The following is a 22352-nucleotide window of genomic DNA, read 5'->3' as shown; positions in this document are numbered from 1 at the left end:
CTCCGCCTCAGCCGGTGCCGCTCGTGCTCCGCCGAGAGGCGCGCTCAGCGGGCGGCACGGGCCACCACCGCCGGGATGACGATGGCTGCGCGGGCTCGGCGCGCGGTCCGGCGGGGCTCTCCGCGCGCGTCCCCTCGCGCCCATCCCATTCAGTGAGACCGTCGGTTACTGGTCAGGAACCCCTTACAGGCAGGGGATTCCCCCTATATGGAGGGGGTTTGCGAAATCGCGGACCGCCGATTATCTAGACTGCGCGTGCGAGGTTAGGGAGGAGACCCACGTGCGCAAGGTCCTGATCGCCAACCGCGGTGAGATCGCGGTACGTATAGCCCGTGCCTGTCGTGACGCTGGGTTGGCCAGTGTGGCGGTGTACGCCGAACCGGATCTGGACGCGCTGCATGTTCGGGTCGCCGATGAGGCGTACGCGCTGGGCGGCCAGACCGCGGCAGAGAGCTACCTGGACATCGAGAAGCTGCTGAGGATCGCCGCGGACGCCGGGGCGGACGCCGTCCACCCCGGTTACGGTTTTCTCGCGGAGAACGCCGATTTCGCGGCGGCGGTGGAGAACGCCGGGTTGACCTGGATCGGTCCGCCGCCCGCCGCGATCGTCGCGCTGGGCGACAAGGTGCAGGCGCGGCACATCGCGCAGAAGGTCGGCGCGCCGCTGGTCGCCGGGACGAAGGACCCGGTGTCCGGCGCGGACGAGGTGGTGGAGTTCGCGAGGGAGCACGGCCTGCCGATCGCCATCAAGGCGGCGTACGGCGGCGGCGGCCGCGGGCTGAAGGTGGCGCGGACGCTGGAGGAGGTGCCGGAGCTGTACGAGTCCGCCGTCCGTGAGGCGGTGGGCGCGTTCGGGCGCGGCGAGTGCTTCGTCGAGCGGTACCTGGACAAGCCGCGGCATGTGGAGACGCAGTGCCTGGCCGACCGGCACGGCAACGTGGTCGTGGTCTCGACGCGCGACTGCTCACTGCAGCGCCGCCACCAGAAACTGGTGGAGGAGGCCCCGGCGCCGTTCCTGTCGGAGGCGCAGCTGGAGCTGCTGTACACCTCGTCCAAGGCCATCCTGAAGGAGGCCGGGTACGTCGGCGCGGGCACCTGCGAGTTCCTCGTCGGCCAGGACGGGACGATCTCGTTCCTCGAGGTCAACACGCGCCTCCAGGTGGAGCACCCGGTGACGGAGGAGGTCGCGGGCGTCGACCTCGTCCGGGAGATGTTCCGGATCGCGGACGGCGAGGAGCTCGGCTACGGCGACCCGGAGCTGCGGGGCCACTCGATCGAGTTCCGGCTGAACGCCGAGGACGCGGGCCGCGGGTTCCTGCCGGCGGTCGGCACGCTGACCGCGTGGGAGCCACCGTCCGGCCCGGGTGTGCGGCTCGACAGCGGCTATGTGGCGGGGCAGACGGTCCCGCAGGCGTTCGACTCGCTGATCGCCAAGCTGATCGTGACGGGTGCGACCCGGCGGCAGGCGGTGGAGCGGGCCAGGCGCGCGCTGGACGAGTTCGTCATCGACGGCATGCCGACCGTGCTGCCGTTCCACCGGACGGTCCTGGACGACCCGGCGTTCGTCCCCGCCGACGACGAGACGCCGTTCTCCGTCCACACCCGGTGGATCGAGACCGAGTTCGACAACACGATCGAGCCGTTCGCCGCGCCGGTCGCCGGTGAGGAGGACGAGGCGGGCGAGCGCGAGCGCGTCACCGTCGAGGTCGGCGGGAAGCGCATCGAGGTCGTCCTGCCGGCCGGGCTCGGCGCGGGCGCGGCTCCGGCGGCGGGCAAGGCGGCCCCGGCGAAGCGGCGCGGCGGGAAGAAGGGCGGCGGCGCCCAGGCGTCCGGCGACTCCCTGGTCAGCCCGATGCAGGGCACGATCGTGAAGGTCCTCGTCGAGGACGGCGCGGACGTCGCGGCGGGCGACACGATCGTCGTCCTGGAGGCGATGAAGATGGAGCAGCCGCTCACCGCGCACAAGGCCGGGACGATCACGGGCCTGGCGGCGGAGGTCGGCGCGACGGTCTCCAGCGGTGCGGTCCTCTGCGAGATCAAGGATTCCTGAGCGAGATCCCAGACGCCTCCGTCCACAGCCCTGTGGACGGGGGCGTTCCGCGTTCACCCCCTGGAACGAACCCCGGAACGAGAGCGTCAGAATGGGATAGAGGGGGCATGTTGCCATGATGAGTTCACGAACCGTCGCCGGCCGCGGGGTTCTCGCGATCCTCGCCGCCGCCGTCCTGGTGCTGCTGTCCGGCCTCGCGGCGCCCGTGCGCGCGGACGACACCGTCGGGCAGATCGCCAAGGGCCTCACGGGCTCTCGGCTGTACGTGACCTCGGGCGCGGGGTCGCCGCTGTCGGCGGCCGAGCGGACGCGGGTCGAGGCCGCCCTGGCGAGCGCCGGTGACGCCGACATCCGGGCGGTCGTCATCAAGAACGACGCCACCGGGCCGGCCGTCGGCCGGATGCTGGACGCCGTCGCCGAGCGGGTCGGCAAGGGCAAGACGTACGTGGCGGTCACCGCCGACGGTCGGCGGATGGGCGCGATCTCCAAGGAGCTCGACCGGGCGGAGATCAACCAGTTGATCACCCGGACGAACGGCGCGTCCCTCGCGGACCGGCTCGTCCAGTTCGGCGACCTCACCGAGAAGAAGGTGGACGACAAGGCCCGGTCGGGCGCGGTCGCCGGATTCGTGGTGCTGGGGCTCATGGTCACGGTCGCCGCCGGGATCATCGGGGCGCTCCTGCTCGTCCGGAAGCGGAACCGCGGCCGTCAGGCGCAGCAGATGGCGGAGCTGAAGAGCGGCGTGGAAGAGGACGTCACGCTCCTCGGCGAGGACATCGCCCGCCTCGACCTCGACGTCATGGACAAGGACCTCGCCCCCGAGATCCGCTCCGACTACGAGCACGCCATGAACTCCTACGACGCGGCCAAGACCGCGACGGCCCGCGCGGCCCGTCCGGAGGACATGCAGGCCGTCACGGCGGCACTGGAGGACGGCCGCTACCACATGACCGCTACCCGGGCGCGGCTCGCCGGTGAGCCGGTGCCCGAGCGGCGCGCCCCCTGCTTCTTCAACCCGCAGCACGGGCCGTCCGTCCAGGACGTGACGTGGGCGCCGCCGGGCGGGGCGGCACGGTCGGTGCCGGCGTGCGGAGCGGACGCGCACGCCGTCCTGAACGGGATGGACCCGGATGTCCGGATGGTGCCGTACGGCGGCGGGCGGCGCCCGTACTGGGACGCCGGGCCCGCGTACGGGCCCTACGCCGGTGGCTACTACGCCCCCTACGGCGGAATCGACCTGATCAGCGGCATGATGATCGGCACCATGCTCGGCTCGATGATGGGCGGCTGGGGCGCGGGCGGCGCCGGACAGGCCGTCGGCGGCGGGTTCACCGGGGACGGCGGCGACATCGGCGGCGGCTGGGACTTCGGCAGCGGCGACTTCGGCGGCGGCGGGGACTTCGGCGGCTTCTGACGGCCCGCGATCAGTACGCGTGCTCGGTCATCAGGCGCCGCGACGCCTCCGTGATGCTGCCCGACAGCGACGGGTACACCGCGAACGTGTGCGCCACCTGCTCGACGGTGAGGTGCTGCTGGACGGCGACCGACACGCCGAGGATCAACTCGCTCGCTCGGGGCGCGACGATGACGCCGCCGAGGACGATCCCGGTGGACGGGCGGCAGAACAGCTTGACGAAGCCGTCCTCGAAGCCCTGCATCTTGGCGCGCGCGTTCGTGAACAGCGGCAGCATGACCGTGCGGGCGTTGACCTCGGCGGCGTCGACCATCTGCTGGGTCACGCCGACGGAGGCGACCTCCGGGTCGGTGAAGATGTTGGACGAGACCCACCCGAGCTTCAGCGGCTGGACCGCCTCGCCGAGCGCGTGCCACATCGCGATGCGGCCCTGCATGCCCGCGACGGACGCCAGCATCAGCACACCGGTGCAGTCGCCGGCCGCGTAGATGTGCGGGACGGACGTCCGGGACACCTTGTCGACCTCGACGAAGCCGCGGGAGTCGCAGCGGACGCCGACGTCCTCCAGGCCGATCCCGGCCGTGTTGGGGATCATGCCGACGGTCATCAGGCAGTGCGAGCCCTCGACCTTCGTGCCGTCCTCCAGGGTGACGACCACGCCGTCGCCGGACCGCTCCACCCCGGCGGCCCGCGACCGCGACATGACGTTCATGCCGCGCCGCAGGAAGACGTCCTGCAGGACGGACGCGGCGTCGGCGTCCTCCGACGGCAGGATCCGGTCGCGCGACGACACCAGCGTGACCTTCGAGCCGAGCGACAGGTACGCGCCCGCCAGCTCCGCGCCCGTCACACCCGACCCCACGACGATCAGGTCGGACGGCAGTGCGGGCAGGTCGTACAGCTGCCGCCAGTTGAGGATGCGCTCCCCGTCCGGCTCCGCCCCCGGCAGGACGCGGGGCGTCGCCCCGGTCGCGAGCAGCACGATGTCGGCCTGCATGCGCCGGTCGCCGACCGCGACGACGTGCGGCTCCACGAGCCGCGCCGCACCGCGGACGATCTTCACTTCCTCGTAGGCGAGGCGCTCGGCGACGTCGAACGACTGGGCGCGGGCGAGGTCCTTCACCCGCTTGTTGACCACGGCCATGTCGGCCTCGAGGCCGCCGACGATGCCGTCCGGGCCGCCGCTGAACCGCAGGCCCAGGCGCTCCGACTCCGACATGACCGCCATGCGGGTGGACGTGGCGATGAGCGTCTTGGAGGGCACGCAGTCGGTGAGCACGCACGCGCCGCCCGGGCCGTCGCGTTCCACGACGGTCACGTCCGCGCCGAGCTGCGCCGCGACGAGGGCGGCCTCGTAACCGCCCGGGCCTCCTCCGATGATCACGATGCGGGTCACGTCGTCCATTGTTTCCTACTCGGGGCACTGGCGCGTCCCGGCCACGGTCCGTGGCGTACCCTTGGCGAACGTGGCACTGTACGCGGCGTACGCCTCCAACATGGACCCGGACCAGATGGCGAGCCGGGCCCCGCACTCGCCCATGCAGGGGACCGGCTGGCTGACGGGCTGGCGGCTCACCTTCGGCGGGCAGGACAAGGGCTGGGAGGGCGCTCTCGCGACCGTCGTCGAGGACGAGAAGGAGCAGGTCTTCGTCGTCGTCTACGACGTGCCCGCCTGGGACGAGAAGGAGCTCGACGCCTGGGAGGGCGCCGAACTCGGCGTCTACCGCAAGATCCGCGTCCGGGTGCAGACCCTCGACGGTGACGCGCTGTGCTGGTTGTACGTCCTGGACGACTACGAGGGCGGGCTGCCGTCCGCGCGCTACCTCGGCATCCTGGCCGACGCGGCGGAGCGGGCGGGCGCGCCGGACGACTACGTCAAGGATCTGCGCAACCGCCCCTGCGCCTCCCTCGGCGACTGACCCGAGTTTCCGGATCACGGCCGAGGGTTCACCTGACCAGGGGACACCCGGCGGTAGTGTCGCGATGTGAGCAACGACGCTTTTGCACAGGCCGGCGCCGCCGCCGACGAGCTGCGCGCCCGCACGTCCTTCGACTCCTTCGACGTCGCCCTGGTGATGGGGTCCGGCTGGGTCCCGGCCGCCGACGCGCTCGGCGCGCCGGTCGCCGATATCGCGGTGACCGACCTGCCGGGCTTCGCGCCGCCCGCCGTCGAGGGGCACGCGGGACGGATCCGGGTCGTCGAGGTGGGCGGCCGGCGCGCCCTGGTCTTCCTCGGCCGCACCCACCTGTACGAGGGACGCGGCGTCGCCCCGGTCGTCCACGGCGTCCGCACGGCCCTCGCGGCCGGTGTCCGGGCGGTCGTCCTCACGAACGCCGCCGGGGGGCTGCGGCCCGAGCACCAGAGCATCGGCGACCCGGTGCTGATCTCCGACCACATCAACCTGTCGGGCGCGAACCCGCTGACCGGCGCGACGTTCCTCGACCTGTCCGAGGCGTACTCGCCGCGGCTGCGGGCGCTGGCGAAGGACGCCGACCCGACGCTGGCGGAGGGCGTGTACGCGGCGTTCCGCGGCCCGACATACGAGACCCCGGCCGAGATCCGGATGCTGCGGACGCTGGGCGCCGACATGATCGGCATGTCGACCGTGCTGGAGGCGATCGCGGCGCGCGAGGGCGGCGCGGAGGTGCTCGGCATCTCGCTCGTCACGAACATCGCCGCCGGGCTGTCGGACGAGCACCTCGACCACGAGGAGGTCCTCGCCGCGGGCAGGGCCGCCGCCGGACGGATGGGGACGCTGCTCGGCACCGTCCTCGCCAAGGTGTGAGGACGCCATGAGCGATCTTCGCGAGTACGCGGAGGACTGGCTGTCCCAGGACCCCGACGCCGGGACCCGCGCCGAGCTGCGCGCGCTCCTGGACGCGGGCGACGACGCCGCCCTCGCCGCCCGGTTCGGCGCCCGGCTGGAGTTCGGGACGGCGGGGCTGCGCGGTGAGCTCGGCGCGGGCCCGAACCGGATGAACCGGGTGACCGTCATGCGAGCCGCCGCCGGTCTCGCGGCCGTCCTGCCGCCGGGCGGCCGGGTGATCGTCGGGTTCGACGCGCGGCACGGGTCCCGGCGGTTCGCGCAGGACACGGCGGCCGTCCTGAGCGGCGCGGGGCTGCGGCCCGAGGTGTTCGCCGATCCGGTGCCGACACCGGTCGTCGCGCACTTCGCCCGGACGTTCGACGACGTCGTCGCGGGCGTCATGGTCACCGCCAGCCACAACCCGCCCCGCGACAACGGCTACAAGGTCTACTGGGCGGACGGCGCGCAGATCGTCCCGCCGACCGACGCGGTGATCTCCGCCGCGATCGACGCGGTCGGCCGGGTCGACGAGCTGCCGCTGGGCGCGGAATGGCCCGTCCACACGTCCGTGGACCTGTACCTGGACGCCGTGTCGTCGCTGGACCTCGGCGCCGACCGCGACATCTCGATCGTCTACACGCCGATGCACGGCGTGGGGCGGGACGTCCTGCTGGAGGCGTTCTCCCGGGCCGGGTTCGCGGTGCCCGCCGTCGTCGCGGAACAGGCCGAGCCCGACCCGGACTTCCCGACCGTCGCGTTTCCGAACCCGGAGGAACCGGGCGCGCTGGACCTGGCGCTGGCCCTGGCCGCCGAGACGGGCGCCGGCCTGCTGATCGCGAACGACCCGGACGCGGACCGCTGCGCCGTCGCCGTCCCCGGCCCGGACGGCTGGCGCGCCCTCACCGGCGACGAGGTCGGCGGCCTGCTGGCCGAGCACGTCCTGCGGCACACCACCGGCGAGGACCGCCTGGTCGCCACCACGATCGTGTCGTCGTCGCTGCTGCGGTCGATCGCCGCGGCGCACGGCGTCCGGTTCGCCGAGTCGCTCACCGGCTTCAAGTGGATCATGAAGGCGGGGGCGCCCGGCGACCGGCTCGTCTTCGGCTACGAGGAGGCCCTCGGCTACAGCGTCGGCGACGACCGCGGCGTCCTCGTCAACGACAAGGACGGCATCGGCGCGGCCCTCGCGATCGCCGCCCTCGCCGCCGAGGCCGCCCGCGACGGCCGCACCCTCCTCGACCTGCTGGACGACCAGGCGCGCCGGTACGGACTGCACGCCACCGCCCAGCTGTCCGTCCGCGTCGAGGACCTGTCGCTGATCACGGCCGCGATGGCCCGGTTCCGCGCCACCCCGCCGACGTCCATCGCGGGCTACGCGGTCGAGGCGTTCGACGACCTCGCCGTGCCGTCCGGCGGCCTGCCCGCCACGGACGGGCTGCGGTTCCGCCTCTCCGGCGGCGCCCGGGTCGTCGTCCGGCCGTCCGGGACGGAACCGAAGCTGAAGTGCTACCTGGAGGTCGTCCTGCCCGTCGAAGGCGACGACGTCGCCGCGACCCGCGTCCGGGCCGCGCAGGCCCTGGAGGCGCTCCGCACGGCGCTCGCCGCGCTGATCAGCTGACGGCCGCGACGGCCGCCAGCACCGCCAGCGCGACCAGGGGCACGCCCAGCGCGGCCAGGGCGGGGACCGACCATGTGACGGTCCCCGCCCCGGTCGGCGCGGGCCCGGCGGTCCGGCCCGTGGGGCGCTGCCGGTCCCACAGGTCGTTCAGCCGCTCCGCCGCGTAACCCGCCGGCGTGCGGCCCCGCACCAGGTGCGCCCGCCCACCATGCAGGCCCGCCCGCCGCTCCGCCTTCGCCTGCGCGCGCGGCGACGTCTGATGCACCCACGCGCGCGTCTTCCGCTCCGCCCCGTCCGGCCCGGCGAACCGCACGGCGAGCACATGCGTGCCCTCGATCGCCCGGACGGCCGGCCACGGCGCCCGCGTGTCCCGCAGCGGGTTGCGGATCACGACGCCCTCGTCGTCCCCGACGATCGCCGGACGCAGCCCGACCGCGTACGCGATCCCGCAGCCCAGCAGCAGCACCACCGCGATCGACACCGACAGCACCGACAGCCGCGCCGTCCCGGTGATCCCGAAGGCGAGGTCCACCAGGTTCAGCACGGTGATCGCAAACCAGACGTACGCGGCGATGCGTGCGCCGGTGGCGCGGATGTCGATCATGCGACCGGCCGGGCCTTGTTCCACCGCAGCTGCGCGAACCCCGGCTTGATCACGCCGTTGATCAGCTCCAGCCGGTCGGTGAACGGCGCGAACGCCGACTTCATGGCGTTCACCGTGAACCACTGGAGCTCGTCCCAGCCGTAGCCGAACGCCTCCACCAGCTTCGCGAACTCCTCCGACAGCGTCGTCCCGCTCATCAGCCGGTTGTCGGTGTTGACCGTGACCCGGAAGCTGAGGTCGCGCAGCAGCCCGATGGGGTGCTCCGCGATCGACTTCGCCGCGCCCGTCTGGATGTTCGACGTCGGGCACATCTCCAGCGGGATCCGCTTGTCCCGGACGTAGTTCGCGAGCCGCCCGAGCTTCGGCACGTCCCCATCGGTCTCGATGTCGTCGATGATCCGCACCCCGTGCCCGAGCCGGTCGGCGCCGCACCACTGGATCGCCTGCCAGATCGACGGGAGCCCGAACCCCTCCCCCGCGTGGATCGTGAAGTGCGCGTTCTCCCGCTGCAGGTACTCGAACGCGTCCAGGTGCCGGGTAGGCGGGTACCCGGCCTCCGCGCCCGCGATATCGAACCCCACGACCCCCGCGTCCCGGTACCGGACGGCCAGCTCCGCGATCTCCATGGACCGCGCCTGGTGCCGCATCGCCGTCACCAGGGTCCCGACCCGGATCCCGTGCTCGCGCCCGCCCCGGTCGAACCCCGCCAGGACGGCCTCCACGACCTGCTCCAGCGACAGGCCCGTGCTCGTGTGCAGCTCCGGCGCGTACCGGACCTCCGCGTACACGACGCCGTCCTTCGCGAGGTCCTCGGCGCACTCGTAGGCGACCCGCGTGAGGGCCTCCTCCGACTGCATCACCCCGACGGTGTGCGAGAAGGTCTCCAGATACCGCTCCAGCGACCCCGAATTGGACGCCTCCGCGAACCACGTCCGCAGGCTGTCCGGATCCGTCGAGGGCAGCTCCCCGTACCCGGCGTCCCGGGCGAGCTCCACGATGGTCTCGGGACGCAGCCCGCCATCGAGGTGGTCGTGCAGCAGCACCTTGGGTGCGCGCCGGATGTCGTCAAGCGTCGGCCGATCGTCCATCCTCTGAAACTACCGCCCCGGACGGGTACTCTCACCTCGCATTTCTCCGGCACGGTCCCCGGCGCCGGCCCGCCGAGGGGCCGGCGCCCGGCGGGATCAGTAGCTGAAGGTCGTGGCGCCCTCGTCGCCGATCCACTCCCACATGGGGATGGTCCCGGCCAGCTCCGCGCCGTCGATCAGCCGCTCCTTGTCGAGCTTCCTGGCATCGAAGCAGATCGGGCAGACGAAGTACCGCCCGCCCGCCTTCGCGTACCGCTCGACGAGGTCGGCGAGCTGCGGGCAGCCGTCGCACGCGACGGCCGTCGCCACCCCGTCCAGCGCGAGCCGCACGGCCTCCTTCGTCAGGAACATCAGCGTCGGACGCCCCGTCTCCGCGGCCCCGACCGCGACCAGGAACGCCACGGTGACGCGCTCGGTGTCCTCCATACCCGTCGTCAGGCTGACGACTGCTTTGCCTGGCATGTCATACCTCCTCGGTGTCCGCCCCAGACTGCGTGACGGGCTCGCCTGCGCCCAGTACGTTTTCTGTAGTGCCGAGGGGACGAGGGCCATGAAGCGCTACCACCAGTACTGCCCCGTCGCGCGGGCGGCGGAGATCCTCGCCGAGCGCTGGACGCTCCTCGTCGTCCGGGAACTGCTCGACGGCGAGGCGCGGTTCAACGCGATCCAGCGCGGCGTCCCCCGAATGTCGCCGTCCCTGCTGGCCACGCGCCTCCGCGAGCTGCAGCGGACGGGGATCGTGGAACGCCGACTGGTCGACGGCGAGCCCCGCTACCGCCTGACCGAGGCCGGCCGCGAGCTCGAGCCGGTGTTAAGGCAGATGGGCGCCTGGGGCGTCCGGTGGATGCAGAACCTGCGCCCGGACGAGTTCGACCCCGTCCTGCTCATGCTCGACATCCGCCGCAACGCCTCCCCGGACCGCCTGCCGGAGAAGGCGGCGACCGTCCAGGTGCTCTTCCGGGACGCGCCGTCCGGCAGCGACCGCTGGTGGCTCGTCCTGTCCCGCGCCGGCGGCGCCGAGGTGTGCGACGTCGATCCAGGCCACCCGGTGACCGTGTGGCTGGACACCGACGTCCCGACCCTGACCCGCGTCTGGACGGGCGACCTGCCCTGGCCGACGGCCCTCCGCGACGAGGCCGTCCGCCTGCACGGCGACCGCCCCGCCTGCCGGGCCCTGCCTGAATGGCTCGTCGGCCCCTTCACCCCCGTCCCCCGCGCCGAGAACCCCCTCCCCCGCTAGGCGTCATGCGCTGATCCACCGCCGCGCGATTCCGGCTCCTCCAGCCGTTGCTGGCGACGGCGGAGTCCTCCCTGACCGAGCCCGTATCGACCTCGTCAGGGGCCGCCGACCAGAGGATCGACACCTGTAGAGTCGGCGCGGAAGGCCGGTCGGAGAGCATGGGAGTACCAGTGGCGAAATGGCAGGCGCCGGTCGGTCGCGTGTTCCCCGAAACCCGGCGGCGTGCGATGGAGCTGGTCGTCGAAGGCAAGCTGATCCACGCGATCAAGCTGGTCCGAAAGGCGACGGGAGCCGACCTCGTGTCCGCCAAGCAGTACGTCGACGGGCTGCAGCTCGAACTGCTCGTGCAACGGGTGCCGCCCGAGGTGGCGGACCAGGCACGTGCCCTGGTCGCCGGCGGCGACCCTAAAGCGGCGGGCGAACACGTGAGGAAGGCCGCCGGCCTCTCCCGGTCCGAGGGCAGGCAGTACGTCGAAGCACTGCAGACGGGTGTCCTGCCGGCAGAACCGCCGGTGGTCGGAGACCTCGGCAGGCCCCTCTCAGAACGGGTGCGGAGCTTCACCGCGGCAGGGGACCGGCCATCGGCGGTCGCCCTGGTCCGAGCCGAGACCGGCCTGGGCCCCGCCGAAGCGGAACGTTTCGTCGATGCGCTGGAGCAGGACGGGCCGTGAGTCAGGGCATCCCGCACCCGGCGGCTGCGGCCGACGGCGGTGATGCCTTCCTCCCGCGACGGCGACTTCGAGGCCCTGACGTCGCGTTCCCCACACCGCCCCGGCCCTGGTGAACGGCGCCGTAGGCCTGGTCATGGCCCCCCGAGGCCACCTGCGCCTGGCCCCTTCCTTCACCATCGAGCACGACACGATCACCGCGATCGACGTCATAGCCGACCCCGACCGCCTCAAGACCCTGGATCTCTGGCCCTCCTGGACGCATGACAGGCCCGAGGCGGCCCGTTACCGGCCGAAGAGGCCGGTGACGGCCTTGTCGACCTGCGTGGCGCGGGCGGCGTCCGTCCTGGCCTTGAGGATGGGCAGCACGAGGAGATAGCGCGCGGTCTTGTCGAGCGACTCGAACCGCGCGGCGGCCTGTGGATTCGCTGACAAAGCCGCTGCCAACTCGGGTGGGACTGGGGCGTCGCGCTGCGCGGCGTAGGCGGCGTCCCAGCGTCCGTCCGCCTGGGCGGCGGCGACCGCGGCCAAGCCCGGCGGACGCATCCGCCCCGCGGCGGTCAGGGCCTCCACCTTCTCGACGTTCACCCGCGACCACGGGCTCGTCTTGCGGCGCGGCGAGTACCGCTGCAGGTACCAGTGCTCGTCCAGGCCCTTGCGGTGGCTGTCGATCCAGCCGTGGCACAGCGCGGTCTCCAGTGCCTCCACGATGGTGAGCGACCGGACGGACGCGCCCTTCTTGGCGATCTTGAGCCAGGCCCCGCCCGCGTCCCCGTGATGCTCGGCCAGCCACGCCTCCCATCCGGCGACGTCCGGGAAGTGCAGTGTCGGCTCGTCCTGCGCCATCGCCGGTCCTCCGTCGGGTTCGGGGTATACCCCCGACGATAGGGGCCGGTACTGACACTTCCTTGACAGCGGCGGGACGCGGAGCGCCGACGCTCCCGTTCCGTCAGCGGACGTCCACGTAGTCGGTGGCTCGCGCCGGGAAGTCGGTCTTGTTGCTCTCCGGGCCGGCGTAGTGGTTGAGGTAGTACGCCATCCAGGTCGCGTCGGCGGGCGTCTTGCACTGCATCCGGAACCATCCGGAACCGTCGGTCGCGTCGCCACCGTTGGAGCAGTACGGGTCACGCCACGTCGTCTGCCCCTTGAGGCGGTATTTCGCGGAGACCCACTTGTTCTTGATGGGAATCCAGCCCGTCGACGCCGACCACCGCATCAGCCGGCCCTTGAGCGTCAGGTACCGGCCCTTGCGCGCCGGTTCCGGGGAGGCGTTGAAGCCCGTGATCGCGGTTTGGTAGAACGAGCGGAAGGGGTACCCCGAGTCGACCTTGCTGTATGTGGCGTCACCCGCGTAGCCGGTGCGCAGCCACCCGTCCTTCCACGCCGTCAGCCGGATCACCACCCGCCCGTTGGCGTCGGTGGTCCCCGAACCGACCTGCTTCCACCCCGTCTTCGGGTAGGCCGTGCTCTTGGGCGCGAACCACAGCGTGACCTTCCGTCCAGGCAGAACCTCGCCGCGCGCCGCCCTCAGCGTCCGGCGCACCTCGAACGCCTTGCCACGGAACGGGTAGGCCGGATTGGTCTCCTGATCGCCCCGCGCGTGGTCGATGTGCAGCCGGCTGAACCAGCCGACGACCCGAGTCGAGGTCTCCAGGACCTGCCCATATCCTGCGACCCGGGCGATGATGTTGCCCGGCCCGGGATCGAATGTGGCTTTGAACCGCCCTCCGGTCTGCACCGTCGCCGTCGCGTCCAGTTCCGCCCTGGGGTCGTCGAAGTGCACCACGAGCCCCGCCGGGGCCGCCACCCACCCCGCTCCGCGATCTTGCTGGACCTGACCGGTCACCGTGATGTCCTGATCCCAGTTATGCACCGTCACCGGATCCACCACGATCCGCTGCGGAATCTGCACCTGCTCCGCCTGCGCCGGGACGGCCGCCATCCCCGCCACCGTCGCCAGCACCCCGCTGGACGCCACCAAGAGCACAAGGTTCTTCATATTGCGAAACACCAACCATCGAGCGACGGATCTCCTGAGGGGACCGACCGCACGCGACTCAGTCTTCCCATCGAGTCCGACGGGCTGCTTCGCCGCTGACGACCTCGTCGGGAGAACTGGTACGAAGCATTTGCAGGGCGCCTATCACGCACAGGGACTCACGGACGTGATGAGCATGATCAGAGCCAGCCAAAGATAACGAGATCAACTCTGGCGCGGAAGATCACCACTTCCCCGAGCACATGTGATTCGGCGCACAAAGGTTGCGGCTCTGGTTGAGGGCGCTCCCTACGGCGCGGCCGGTGAGTTTCCGGGCTCGCCGGCCGCGTTCGTCAGCGGCTCAGGTGCTGGTAGCGGCGGACGGCGAGGGGCAGGAAGATCGCCGTGAGGACGATCGGCCAGATGACGGCCATCAGCAGGGCGTTCTGCTCTACCCAGGTGTCGCCCACTGCCGCCGGGTTGCCGAAGAGTTCGCGGGACGCCGTGACCGTGGCGGAGACCGGGTTCCACATCGCGATCGTGCCCAGCCAGTCCGGCATGAGGGACGGGGCCACGAAGGCGCTGGAGATCATCGCGAAGGGGAACGCGAGCGCGAAGAGGCTGCCGGCGGCCTCCTCGTTCGGGACGAGGAGGCCGAGGAGGACGCCGAGCCAGATCAGCGAGAAGCGCAGGAGGAGCAGCAGCCCGAAGGCCGCCAGGGTCCCCAGGACTCCGCCGCTGGAGCGCCAGCCGATCGCGAGGGCCGTCAGCGCCAGGACGGTCAGGTCGACGGTCGCGGCGATGAGGTCGCCCACGCCGCGTCCGGTCACCACGGCGGACGGGGCCATGGGCATCGAGCGGAAGCGGTCGGTGACGCCTCGCGTGCTGTCGTAGACGACCACGTAGGAGGTGTTCATGAAGCCCATCGCCATCGTCATGCCGAACATGCCGGGCATCAGGAATTCGCGGTAGTCGCCGCCGCCGGGGACGGACATCGCGCTGCCGAACACGTAGCCGAACAGCAGTACGGAGACGATGGGGAAGCCGAGCTGCCAGGCGATGTTGCTCGGTTGGCGGATGTAGTGGGTCAGGCCGCGCAGGACGATCGTCCAGCAGTCGGCGACGGCCCAGCGGAACCGCTCGCGGAGCGTCTCGTCGGCGGGTGTCTTCGTCAGGGCGGTCATGCCTTCTTCTTCTCCTCCTCGTCGGCGGTGTGGCCGGTGAGGCGCAGGAACACCTCGTCCAGGGTGGGGCGCCTCAGGCCGATGTCCTCCACCGCGATGCCGTCGTCCTGGAGGGTGCGGGCGACCTCGGTCAGGGCGGCCACCCGGTCGGTGACCGGGGCGTGGACACGGGCGGCGGTCTCGTCGATGTGCGGTTCGGTGGACGCGACGCGCGCCACCACGGCGGCCGTCGCGGGGAGGGTGGCGGGGTCGCGCACCACCACCTCGATGCGGTCGCCGCCGATCAGGCGCTTCAGGGCGTCCGGGGTGTCGTCGGCGATGACGCGGCCGCGGTCCAGGACGGCGATGTGATCGGCGAGCTGGTCGGCCTCGTCCAGGTACTGGGTGGTCAGCAGGACGGTCGTGCCCTGCGCCACCAGCGCGCGGACGGCCTCCCACACCTCGTTCCTGCCGCGCGGGTCGAGGCCGGTCGTCGGTTCGTCCAGGAAGAGGATGTCCGGTGCCAGGATCATGCTGGCGGCGAGGTCGAGGCGGCGGCGCATGCCGCCGCTGTACTCCTTGACGCCCTTGTCGGCCGCCTCCACGAGGTCGAACCGTTCCAGGAGCTCGTCGGCGCGGGCGGCGGCCCGTTTCTTGCCCAGGTGGTACAGGCGGCCGAACATGCGCAGGTTCTGCCGCCCGGTCAGGACCTCGTCCAGGGCGGCGTGCTGGCCCGCCAGCCCGATCCGGCGGCGCACCTGCCGGGGCCGGGTGGCCACGTCGATCCCGGCGACCTCGGCTCGTCCGCCGTCCAGCCGGACGAGCGTGGTCAGGATGCGCACGGCCGTCGTCTTCCCCGCGCCGTTCGGACCGAGCAGGCCGTAGACGGCGCCCTTCGGGACGGCCAGGTCGAAGCCGTCGAGCGCGCGTTTCTCTCCGTAGTTCTTGCGGATCCCCGCGGCGAGGATCGCGTTCTCGGTCATCGTCGCCCCTTCGCGTATGGCATACGCTATTTAACGTACACCATACTCTAAGTGGGCGGACGCGGCTCGGGGACGGGGCGGTAGCGTCGGGTGGCGACACAGGGAAAGAGCAGGGCACGGATGACGACCGACGAGCGGGACCTGGGGCGGAGCCTGAAGCTGCTGTGGGGCGGCCGGACGCGCCCCGGCCGCGGACGGCCGCCCGCGCTCAGCCTCGAGCGCATCGTCGCGGCCGCCATCGAGGTCGCCGACGAGCTCGCCCTCACGGAGGGCTTCGAGGCGCTCTCGATGCGCGCCATCGCGCAGCGTCTCGGCGTCGGGACGATGTCGCTGTACCGCTACGTCCCCGGCAAGAGCGAACTGCTCGATCTGATGCTCGACCACGTCATGGACGTCCCGGACGAGACCGGAGGGCCGGACCGGGGCTGGCGGGAGATCCTCTCGGCGGCGGCCCGCCAGCACTGGCGGCTGTGCCTGGACCACCCCTGGTACCCGTTCGTCGACCAGAGCCGCCCCCTGCTCGGCCCCAGGTCGATGCTGGGGCTCGACCGGCTCCTCGCCCTGCTGCGCCCGTCCGGCATCGACGACCGGACGCTCCTCATGATGATCAGCGTGCAGAACGACCATGTGGAGAGCGTCGCGCGAAGGTACGTCAACGAGCGCCGCGTCGAGCGCCGGACCGGCGTCACCACCGAGGAGTTCTGGGCCGCGCAGGCGCCCACCCTGGAGAAGGCCATGAACAGCGGCGACTACCCCGTCATGGCCGACCTGGCCGACGACACGTTCGACTTCTCCTACGAGCAGCTCTTCGAGTTCGGCCTCGCCCGGCTGCACGACGGCTTCGCCGCCCACGTCGATCTCTGATCGGGGCGGCGCGGGCGGCCGAACGCGTCAGGCGATGCGGTCGATGACCAGGGGCAGGAGGTCCGGGGCGCCGCTCGCCTCGACCTCGTAGGCGCCCTCCAGGGACTCCAGGGCGCGGTCGAAGCGGGACGGGTCGTCCGCGTGCAGGGTGAGGAGGGGCTGGCCCTCCTTGACCTCGTCGCCGGGCCTGGCGTGGCAGGTGATGCCCGCGCCGAAGGAGACGGGGTCCTCCTTGCGGGCGCGGCCCGCACCGAGGCGCCAGGCGGCGACGCCGACGCCGAACGCGTCCAGCCTCGTCAGGGTGCCGGAGGAAGGCGCGAAGACCTGGTGGGTCTCGTTGGCCGTCGGCAGCGGGGCGTCGGGGTCGCCGCCCTGAGCGGCGATCATGCGGCGCCAGACGTCCATGGCGGAGCCGTCGCGGAGGGCGTCGGCCGGGTCCTTGCCCGAGATCCCCGCCGCGGCGAGCATCTCGCGCGCCAGGGTGAGGGTGAGTTCGACGACGTCGGACGGCCCGCCGCCGGCCAGCACCTCGACCGACTCGGTGACCTCCAGGGCGTTGCCGACGGCGTTGCCGAGGGGGCGGTCCATGGCGGTCAGGAGCGCGACCGTGCGCAGGCCGTGGTCGGAGCCGATGGCGACCATGGTCTCGGCCAGCTCACGGGCCTTCTCCGGGGTCTTCATGAAGGCGCCCGAGCCGACCTTCACGTCCAGCACCAGCGAACCGGTGCCCTCGGCGATCTTCTTCGACATGATCGAGGACGCGATCAGCGGGATCGACTCGACCGTGCCCGTGACGTCGCGGAGCGCGTAGAGCTTGCGGTCGGCCGGGGCGAGGCCCGCGCCGGCGGCGCAGATGACCGCGCCGGTCGAGCGCAGGACGTCCAGCATCTCCTCGTTCGACAGCGACGCCCGCCAGCCGGGGATCGACTCCAGCTTGTCGAGGGTGCCGCCGGTGTGGCCGAGGCCGCGGCCCGAGAGCTGCGGGACGGCCGCCCCGCACGCGGCGACCAGCGGCGCCAGCGGCAGGGTGATCTTGTCGCCGACGCCGCCGGTGGAGTGCTTGTCCGCGGTCGGACGGGAGAGGGCCGACCAGTCCATGCGCTCGCCCGAACGGATCATCGCCTCCGTCCAGCGGGCCACCTCCGGGCGGGTCATGCCGTTCAGCAGGATCGCCATCGCGAGGGCGGACATCTGCTCCTCGGCGATCGCGCCCCGCGTGTAGGCGTCGACCGCCCAGTCGATCTGGGCGGGGGTCAGCTCGGCGCCGTCCCGCTTCGCGCGGATGACATCGATGGCGTCCACGGAAGGTCCCCTCAGGCTCGGTCGATGAGGTCGTCGGGGCCGAACGCGTCCGGCAGGACCTCGGTCATGGGCAGGATGCCCCGGACGGTCTCCAGCAGCATCTCGGGCCCGCCGTGCTCCCAGAGGAGCTGGCGGCACCGCCCGCACGGCATGAGGGGGGCGCCGTGCCGGTCGACGACGGACACCGCGACGAGGCGCGGCCGCTCCGGCTTGCCGGGGCCGTGCAGGGCGGAGACAAGGGAGCACTCGGCGCACAGGCCGACGCCGTAGGAGGCGTTCTCGATGTTGCAGCCGGTGACGATCCGGCCGTCGTCCGCGAGCCCGGCGGCCCCCACGGGGAAGCCGGAGTACGGCATGTAGGCGCGGGTCATCGCCTCCCGCGCGGCGGCGCGCAGGGCGTCCCAGTCGATCATCGGGCCTCCCCCCGGCGGTAGATGAGGCCGTCCGCGGCGGGCATGCGCAGGCGCTGGCTGGCCAGGGCCAGGACGAGCAGCGTCGTGAGGTGCGGGGTGAACGAGACGAGCTCGCCCGCGACCTCCTCGCTGCCGAGGAACCAGACCAGGAGGGCGGCCGCCGCGACGAGGGACAGGACGGAGCCCAGCCAGGCGTTGCGGATCTCGCGGCGGGTGGCGTCCGTGACGATCTGCGGACGGATCCGCATGGCCCGGACGGCCTGCCACACGGCCACGCCGACGAGCAGGATCGCCACGAACAGCAGCAGGGCGTGGACGGAGCCGCCGCCACCGCGCGCGTTCATCGCGTCGGTGTACCCGAACAGCAGGGATCCGGCGGCGAGGCCGCCGGGCCGCCAGTTGCCGAAGATCATGGCGGCGAGGCCGATGAAGCCGCGGCCGCCGGTCTGGCCGTCCTGGTACAGGGGCGCGGCGACGGTCACGAGGAACGCGCCGGCGAGGCCGGAGCACGCACCGGAGATCGTGACGGCCGCGTACTTCATCCGGTAGACGTTCACGCCGAGGGACTCGGCGGCGTACGGGTCCTCCCCGCAGGAGCGGATGCGGAGGCCGAACGCGGTCTTCCACAGGACGAAGAACGTCACCGGGACGAGCAGCAGCGCCACGAGGGTCAGCAGCGACATGCCGCTGGTCAGACCGCGCAGGATGCCGGCGAGGTCGGAGACCAGGAACCAGTGGTGCTTCTCCAGCGAGCCGAGCCAGTCGGGGCTCTTCCAGCCGCCGATCTGCCCGCCGGACAGGACGGGCAGCGTCAGCGTCGCGATCGGGTCGATCGGCGGCGACTGGCGGGGGCCGCCGCCGAGCGCCTTCGCCTCGCCGGTGTTGAAGATCAGCCCGGCGAGGAACTGGGTGAGGCCGAGCCCGAGGATGTTGATCGCGACACCGGAGACGATGTGGTCGACGCCGAACGTGATGGTCGCGAACGCGTGCAGGAGCCCGCCGAGGGCACCGCCGATGATGCCGGCGAGCACGCCGATCCAGGGCCCCCACTGGTAGCCGGCCCAGGCGCCGGTCCACGTGCCGAGGATCATCATGCCCTCGAGGCCGATGTTGACCACGCCGGCGCGCTCGGACCACAGGCCGCCGAGCCCCGCGAGGAAGATCGGGACGGCGAGCCGGAGCGAGGCGCTGACCGTCCCGCTGGAGGTGACGTCGTTGGCGTCGTCGAGCGTCCGCACGAACGACAGCAGGACGAGCAGCCCCGCGCCGATCAGCAGGTAGTGCGGCCAGCGCAGCCGGCCGCGGGTCACTCTCGCCTGCACCGAGGCGACGGCTTCGGTCGCGGTCACGAGGCACTCTCCTCACGGGCCAGGTCGCGTCCGGTGGCCAGCTCGGCCGCCACCGTGTGCTGCTGCAGCCGGATCTCCCACCGCCGCACCAGCTCGTAGACGATCACGACGGTGAGGACGATGACGCCCTGCATCACCCCCACGATCTCCTTGGGGACGTCGACCTCCTGCAGCACGTCGGAGGTCTGGTCGAGGAACGCGAACAGCAGCGCGGCGAGCGCGATGCCGACCGGGTGGTTGCGGCCGAGCAGTGCGATCGTGATGCCGGTGAAGCCGAGCCCCGCCGGGAAGTTCAGCGAGTACTCGTAGGACTCGCCGAGCAACTCCGGCATGCCGATCAGCCCGGCGGTCGCGCCGGACAGCACCATCGTGGCGACGATCATCTTGGGGGCGCTGATGCCGCTGGACTGCGCGGCGGACGGGGACAGGCCCGACACCTTCAGGTCGAACCCGAACCGGCTGAAGTTGATGACGATGTAGAAGACGATGCCGACGACGATCGCGAGCGGCAGCAGCCCGTACATCCGGCCGGGCAGGTCGATCCCGATGGAGGCGAGGAACCCGTTCAGCGGGTCGACCCGCCCCGACTCGGGGATCTTCGGGGTGGCGACGTTGTTGCTGCCCGGCCGGACGTCGGCGAGCCGCTTGTCGTTCAGCAGGTAGGCGACCAGGCCGGTGGCGATCGCGTTCAGCATGATCGTGGAGATCACTTCGCTGATCCCGCGGGTCACCTTGAGGATGCCGGCGATCGAGGCCCACAGGCCGCCGATCAGCATCGCGGCGAGGATGGTGAGGATCTGCCCGAACGGCGCGGGCAGGGTGAGCGCGCCGCCGAGCGCGGCGGCGAGCATGGCGGCGAGCCGGTACTGGCCGTCCACACCGATGTTGAACAGCGCCATCCGGAACCCGATGGCGACCGCGACCGCGGACAGGTAGTAGCGGGTGGCGCGGTTGACGGTGTCGACGATCGAGTTCTCGGTGGTGCCGTAATCGATCATGCTCTGCACGGAGCTGACCGGGTCGGCGCCGGTGATCCGCAGCAGGATCATCGTGATGCCGAGGGAGATCAGCAGCGCCAGGACGGGGGCGCCGATCTTCAGGCCGAGCCCGCGCGGGCCGAGGCCCCGCAGGATCGCCTGCCATGCCGGGACCGGCTCCGGCGCCGCGGGCGGCTTCGCCGCCGTCCCGGGCTCCTTCGGCTCGCTCATTGCGTGCCTCCGGCGCCCGTCATGGCGGAGCCGAGCTCCTCCGGGGTGACCGTCCGCGGATCGACCTCCGCGACCAGCCGGCCCCGCAGGATCACGTGCAGGGTGTCGGACATTCCGATGAGTTCCTCTAGATCTGCGCTGATCAGCAGGACGGCAAGCCCGTTCGCGCGGGCCTGCCGCAGGTGGTCCCAGATGGCGGCCTGGGCGCCGACGTCGATGCCGCGGGTCGGATGCGCCGCGATCAGCAGCTTCGGATCGCCGGACATCTCCCGCCCGACGATGAGCTTCTGCTGGTTGCCGCCCGACAGGGAGGCGGCCAGCACCTCGATGCCGGGGGTCCGGACGTCGTACTCCTGGACGATCCGGGTGGTGTCGCGGCGGGCGCCGCGCCGGTCGATCCAGGGGCCGCGGACGTTCGGCCGCTGCGTCTGGTGCCCGAGGACGCGGTTCTCCCAGATGGTGCCCTCGAGGATGAGCCCGTGCCGGTGCCGGTCCTCGGGGATGTAGGCGATGCCGGCCTCGCGGCGCCGCCGCGTCGACCACTGGGTGATGTCGTCGCCGCCGTAGACGACGGTCCCGGCGTCGGCCTGCCGGATGCCCATGATCGTCTCGATGAGCTCGGACTGGCCGTTGCCCTCGACGCCGGCGAGCCCGACGATCTCGCCGCGCCGGATGCGCAGCGACACGCCGTCCACGATGGTGCGGCCCTCGGGACTGCGGACGGTCAGGCCGCCGACGTCGAGTTGGACGTCCTCGGTGACGGTGGACTCGTGGAGCTCCGGGGTGGGCAGCTCCGAGCCGACCATCAGCTCGGCGAGGCGCCGCGAGGTGACCTCGGACGGGTCGAGGCGGGTCGCGACGGTGGTGCCGCGCCGGATCACCGAGATGGCGTCGGCGACGGACAGCACCTCGTCCAGCTTGTGGGAGATGAACAGGACGGTGAGGCCCTCGGCGCGGAGGTCGCGCAGGTTGCCGAACAGCTCGTCGACCTCGTGCGGGACGAGGACGGCGGTCGGCTCGTCCAGGATCAGGACGCGGGCGCCGCGGTAGAGGACCTTGAGGATCTCGACGCGCTGCCGGTCGCCGACGCCGAGCATCTCGACAAGCAGGTCGGGGTCGACGTGGAGCCCGTAGGCGTCCGACATCTCCTTGATCCTGGTGCGGGCGGCGGCGAAGTCGATCCGGCCCCGCTTCTTCGGCTCCGCGCCCAGGATGACGTTCTCCAGGACGGTCAGGTTGTCGGCCAGCTTGAAGTGCTGGTGCACCATGCCGATGCCGCGCTCGATCGCGTCGGCGGGCGTCTTGAACGACACCTGCTCGCCGTCGATCTCGATCGTGCCCTCGTCGGGCCGCTGCATCCCGTAAAGGATCTTCATCAGCGTGGACTTGCCGGCGCCGTTCTCACCGACCAGCGCGTGCACCTCGCCACGCTCGATGGTGAGGTTGACGTCGCTGTTGGCGACCACACCGGGGAACCGCTTGGTGATCGATGTCAGCCGCACGGCCGGCGCCTGATCGGGCACGAGCCCTCCTCCTGCCTCGTCATTAAGACAGCACAGCTCTTGGACAGCACAAGCGTCGCGACAGCGCAGCACGGGGACGG

21 protein-coding genes are annotated in these 22352 nt (G+C 71.9%); 8 read left to right on the top strand and 13 right to left on the bottom strand.

Annotation, left to right across the window (positions count from 1 at the left end; genetic code table 11):
* Positions 1-280: 280 nt before the first annotated feature.
* Together IE99_RS0123225 and IE99_RS0123220 are read left to right on the top strand one after the other, a co-directional pair.
* Complete coding sequence (locus IE99_RS0123225; protein WP_030174750.1) at positions 281-2050, top strand: acetyl/propionyl/methylcrotonyl-CoA carboxylase subunit alpha; 1770 nt, start codon at positions 281-283, stop codon at positions 2048-2050.
* A 118-nt stretch (positions 2051-2168) separates the two neighbouring features.
* Complete coding sequence (locus IE99_RS0123220) at positions 2169-3464, top strand: hypothetical protein (RefSeq protein WP_030174747.1); 1296 nt, start codon at positions 2169-2171, stop codon at positions 3462-3464.
* Positions 3465-3474: 10 nt separating this feature from the next.
* Here the strand turns inward: IE99_RS0123220 and IE99_RS0123215 are convergent, their stop codons facing one another.
* Positions 3475-4860, bottom strand: coding sequence for an NAD(P)H-quinone dehydrogenase (locus tag IE99_RS0123215; RefSeq protein WP_030174744.1), 1386 nt, complete (start codon positions 4858-4860; stop codon positions 3475-3477).
* 70 nt (positions 4861-4930) lie between these two features.
* Here IE99_RS0123215 and IE99_RS0123210 point away from each other — a divergent pair, with 70 nt between their 5' ends.
* The 3 genes from IE99_RS0123210 (at position 4931) to IE99_RS0123200 (ending at position 7889) form a co-directional block, all read left to right on the top strand.
* Positions 4931-5383, top strand: coding sequence for a gamma-glutamylcyclotransferase family protein (locus tag IE99_RS0123210; protein WP_084219839.1), 453 nt, complete (start codon positions 4931-4933; stop codon positions 5381-5383).
* A gap of 66 nt (positions 5384-5449) precedes the next feature.
* Positions 5450-6250 carry a purine-nucleoside phosphorylase gene (locus IE99_RS0123205; protein ID WP_030174738.1) on the top strand — a complete coding sequence of 267 codons (801 nt, stop codon included), beginning with the start codon at positions 5450-5452 and terminating at the stop codon, positions 6248-6250.
* A gap of 7 nt (positions 6251-6257) precedes the next feature.
* Entirely contained in the window at positions 6258-7889 is a 1632-nt protein-coding gene (locus IE99_RS0123200) for a phospho-sugar mutase (RefSeq protein WP_030174735.1), read from the top strand.
* Here the strand turns inward: IE99_RS0123200 and IE99_RS0123195 are convergent.
* From IE99_RS0123195 to IE99_RS0123185, 3 genes are all read right to left on the bottom strand, one after another.
* Positions 7882-8493 (bottom strand): PH domain-containing protein, encoded by a 612-nt coding sequence (locus IE99_RS0123195; RefSeq protein WP_030174732.1) that lies wholly within the window; start codon positions 8491-8493, stop codon positions 7882-7884. The two genes, IE99_RS0123200 and IE99_RS0123195, sit on opposite strands and share 8 nt — an antisense overlap.
* Positions 8490-9581 (bottom strand): adenosine deaminase, encoded by a 1092-nt coding sequence (locus tag IE99_RS0123190; protein ID WP_030174729.1) that lies wholly within the window; start codon positions 9579-9581, stop codon positions 8490-8492. The genes IE99_RS0123195 and IE99_RS0123190 overlap by 4 nt, the downstream gene beginning before the upstream one ends.
* A gap of 96 nt (positions 9582-9677) precedes the next feature.
* Positions 9678-10043 carry a DsrE family protein gene (locus IE99_RS0123185; RefSeq protein WP_030174726.1) on the bottom strand — a complete coding sequence of 122 codons (366 nt, stop codon included), beginning with the start codon at positions 10041-10043 and terminating at the stop codon, positions 9678-9680.
* Positions 10044-10131: 88 nt separating this feature from the next.
* Here IE99_RS0123185 and IE99_RS0123180 point away from each other — a divergent pair, with 88 nt between their 5' ends.
* On the top strand, positions 10132-10821 hold the full coding sequence (locus tag IE99_RS0123180) for a winged helix-turn-helix transcriptional regulator (protein WP_030174722.1): 690 nt from the start codon (positions 10132-10134) through the stop codon (positions 10819-10821).
* A 170-nt stretch (positions 10822-10991) separates the two neighbouring features.
* Entirely contained in the window at positions 10992-11492 is a 501-nt protein-coding gene (locus IE99_RS0123175) for a hypothetical protein (protein WP_030174719.1), read from the top strand.
* A 282-nt stretch (positions 11493-11774) separates the two neighbouring features.
* Here the strand turns inward: IE99_RS0123175 and IE99_RS0123170 are convergent, their stop codons facing one another.
* The 4 genes from IE99_RS0123170 to IE99_RS0123155 all read right to left on the bottom strand — a co-directional run bounded on the left by IE99_RS0123170 (position 11775) and on the right by IE99_RS0123155 (position 15613).
* Positions 11775-12335: a YdeI/OmpD-associated family protein gene (locus IE99_RS0123170; protein ID WP_030174716.1), complete on the bottom strand. Its 561-nt coding sequence runs from the start codon at positions 12333-12335 to the stop codon at positions 11775-11777.
* 103 nt (positions 12336-12438) lie between these two features.
* On the bottom strand, positions 12439-13488 hold the full coding sequence (locus IE99_RS0123165; protein ID WP_030174713.1) for a hypothetical protein: 1050 nt from the start codon (positions 13486-13488) through the stop codon (positions 12439-12441).
* 332 nt (positions 13489-13820) lie between these two features.
* A complete protein-coding gene (locus IE99_RS0123160) occupies positions 13821-14651 on the bottom strand; it encodes an ABC transporter permease (protein ID WP_030174710.1) in 831 nt (276 codons plus the stop codon).
* Positions 14648-15613 (bottom strand): daunorubicin resistance protein DrrA family ABC transporter ATP-binding protein, encoded by a 966-nt coding sequence (locus IE99_RS0123155; RefSeq protein WP_030174709.1) that lies wholly within the window; start codon positions 15611-15613, stop codon positions 14648-14650. Before IE99_RS0123155 ends, IE99_RS0123160 begins: the two co-directional genes overlap by 4 nt.
* Positions 15614-15733: 120 nt before the next feature.
* Here IE99_RS0123155 and IE99_RS0123150 point away from each other — a divergent pair, with 120 nt between their 5' ends.
* The gene (locus tag IE99_RS0123150) at positions 15734-16477 is read left to right on the top strand and encodes a TetR/AcrR family transcriptional regulator (protein WP_030174708.1); all 744 of its coding nucleotides are present in this window, start codon (positions 15734-15736) and stop codon (positions 16475-16477) included.
* A gap of 27 nt (positions 16478-16504) precedes the next feature.
* Here IE99_RS0123150 and IE99_RS0123145 read toward each other — a convergent pair whose 3' ends face one another.
* The 5 genes from IE99_RS0123145 to IE99_RS0123125 are packed head-to-tail and all read right to left on the bottom strand — an operon-like array spanning position 16505 to position 22272.
* Positions 16505-17779, bottom strand: coding sequence for a thymidine phosphorylase (locus IE99_RS0123145; RefSeq protein WP_030174707.1), 1275 nt, complete (start codon positions 17777-17779; stop codon positions 16505-16507).
* An 11-nt stretch (positions 17780-17790) separates the two neighbouring features.
* Positions 17791-18192: a cytidine deaminase gene (locus tag IE99_RS0123140; protein ID WP_030174706.1), complete on the bottom strand. Its 402-nt coding sequence runs from the start codon at positions 18190-18192 to the stop codon at positions 17791-17793.
* On the bottom strand, positions 18189-19541 hold the full coding sequence (locus tag IE99_RS0123135; protein WP_030174705.1) for an ABC transporter permease: 1353 nt from the start codon (positions 19539-19541) through the stop codon (positions 18189-18191). Before IE99_RS0123135 ends, IE99_RS0123140 begins: the two co-directional genes overlap by 4 nt.
* Complete coding sequence (locus IE99_RS0123130; RefSeq protein WP_084219835.1) at positions 19538-20749, bottom strand: ABC transporter permease; 1212 nt, start codon at positions 20747-20749, stop codon at positions 19538-19540. Before IE99_RS0123130 ends, IE99_RS0123135 begins: the two co-directional genes overlap by 4 nt.
* Positions 20746-22272 carry an ABC transporter ATP-binding protein gene (locus IE99_RS0123125; protein WP_030174702.1) on the bottom strand — a complete coding sequence of 509 codons (1527 nt, stop codon included), beginning with the start codon at positions 22270-22272 and terminating at the stop codon, positions 20746-20748. Before IE99_RS0123125 ends, IE99_RS0123130 begins: the two co-directional genes overlap by 4 nt.
* Positions 22273-22352 lie beyond the last annotated feature (80 nt).

The sequence above is a fragment of the Spirillospora albida genome, assembly GCF_000718255.1.
GTDB lineage: Bacteria > Actinomycetota > Actinomycetes > Streptosporangiales > Streptosporangiaceae > Spirillospora > Spirillospora albida.
The sequence above is the reverse complement of the archived record's forward strand: the minus strand, read 5'-3'. Positions and strand labels throughout refer to the sequence as shown.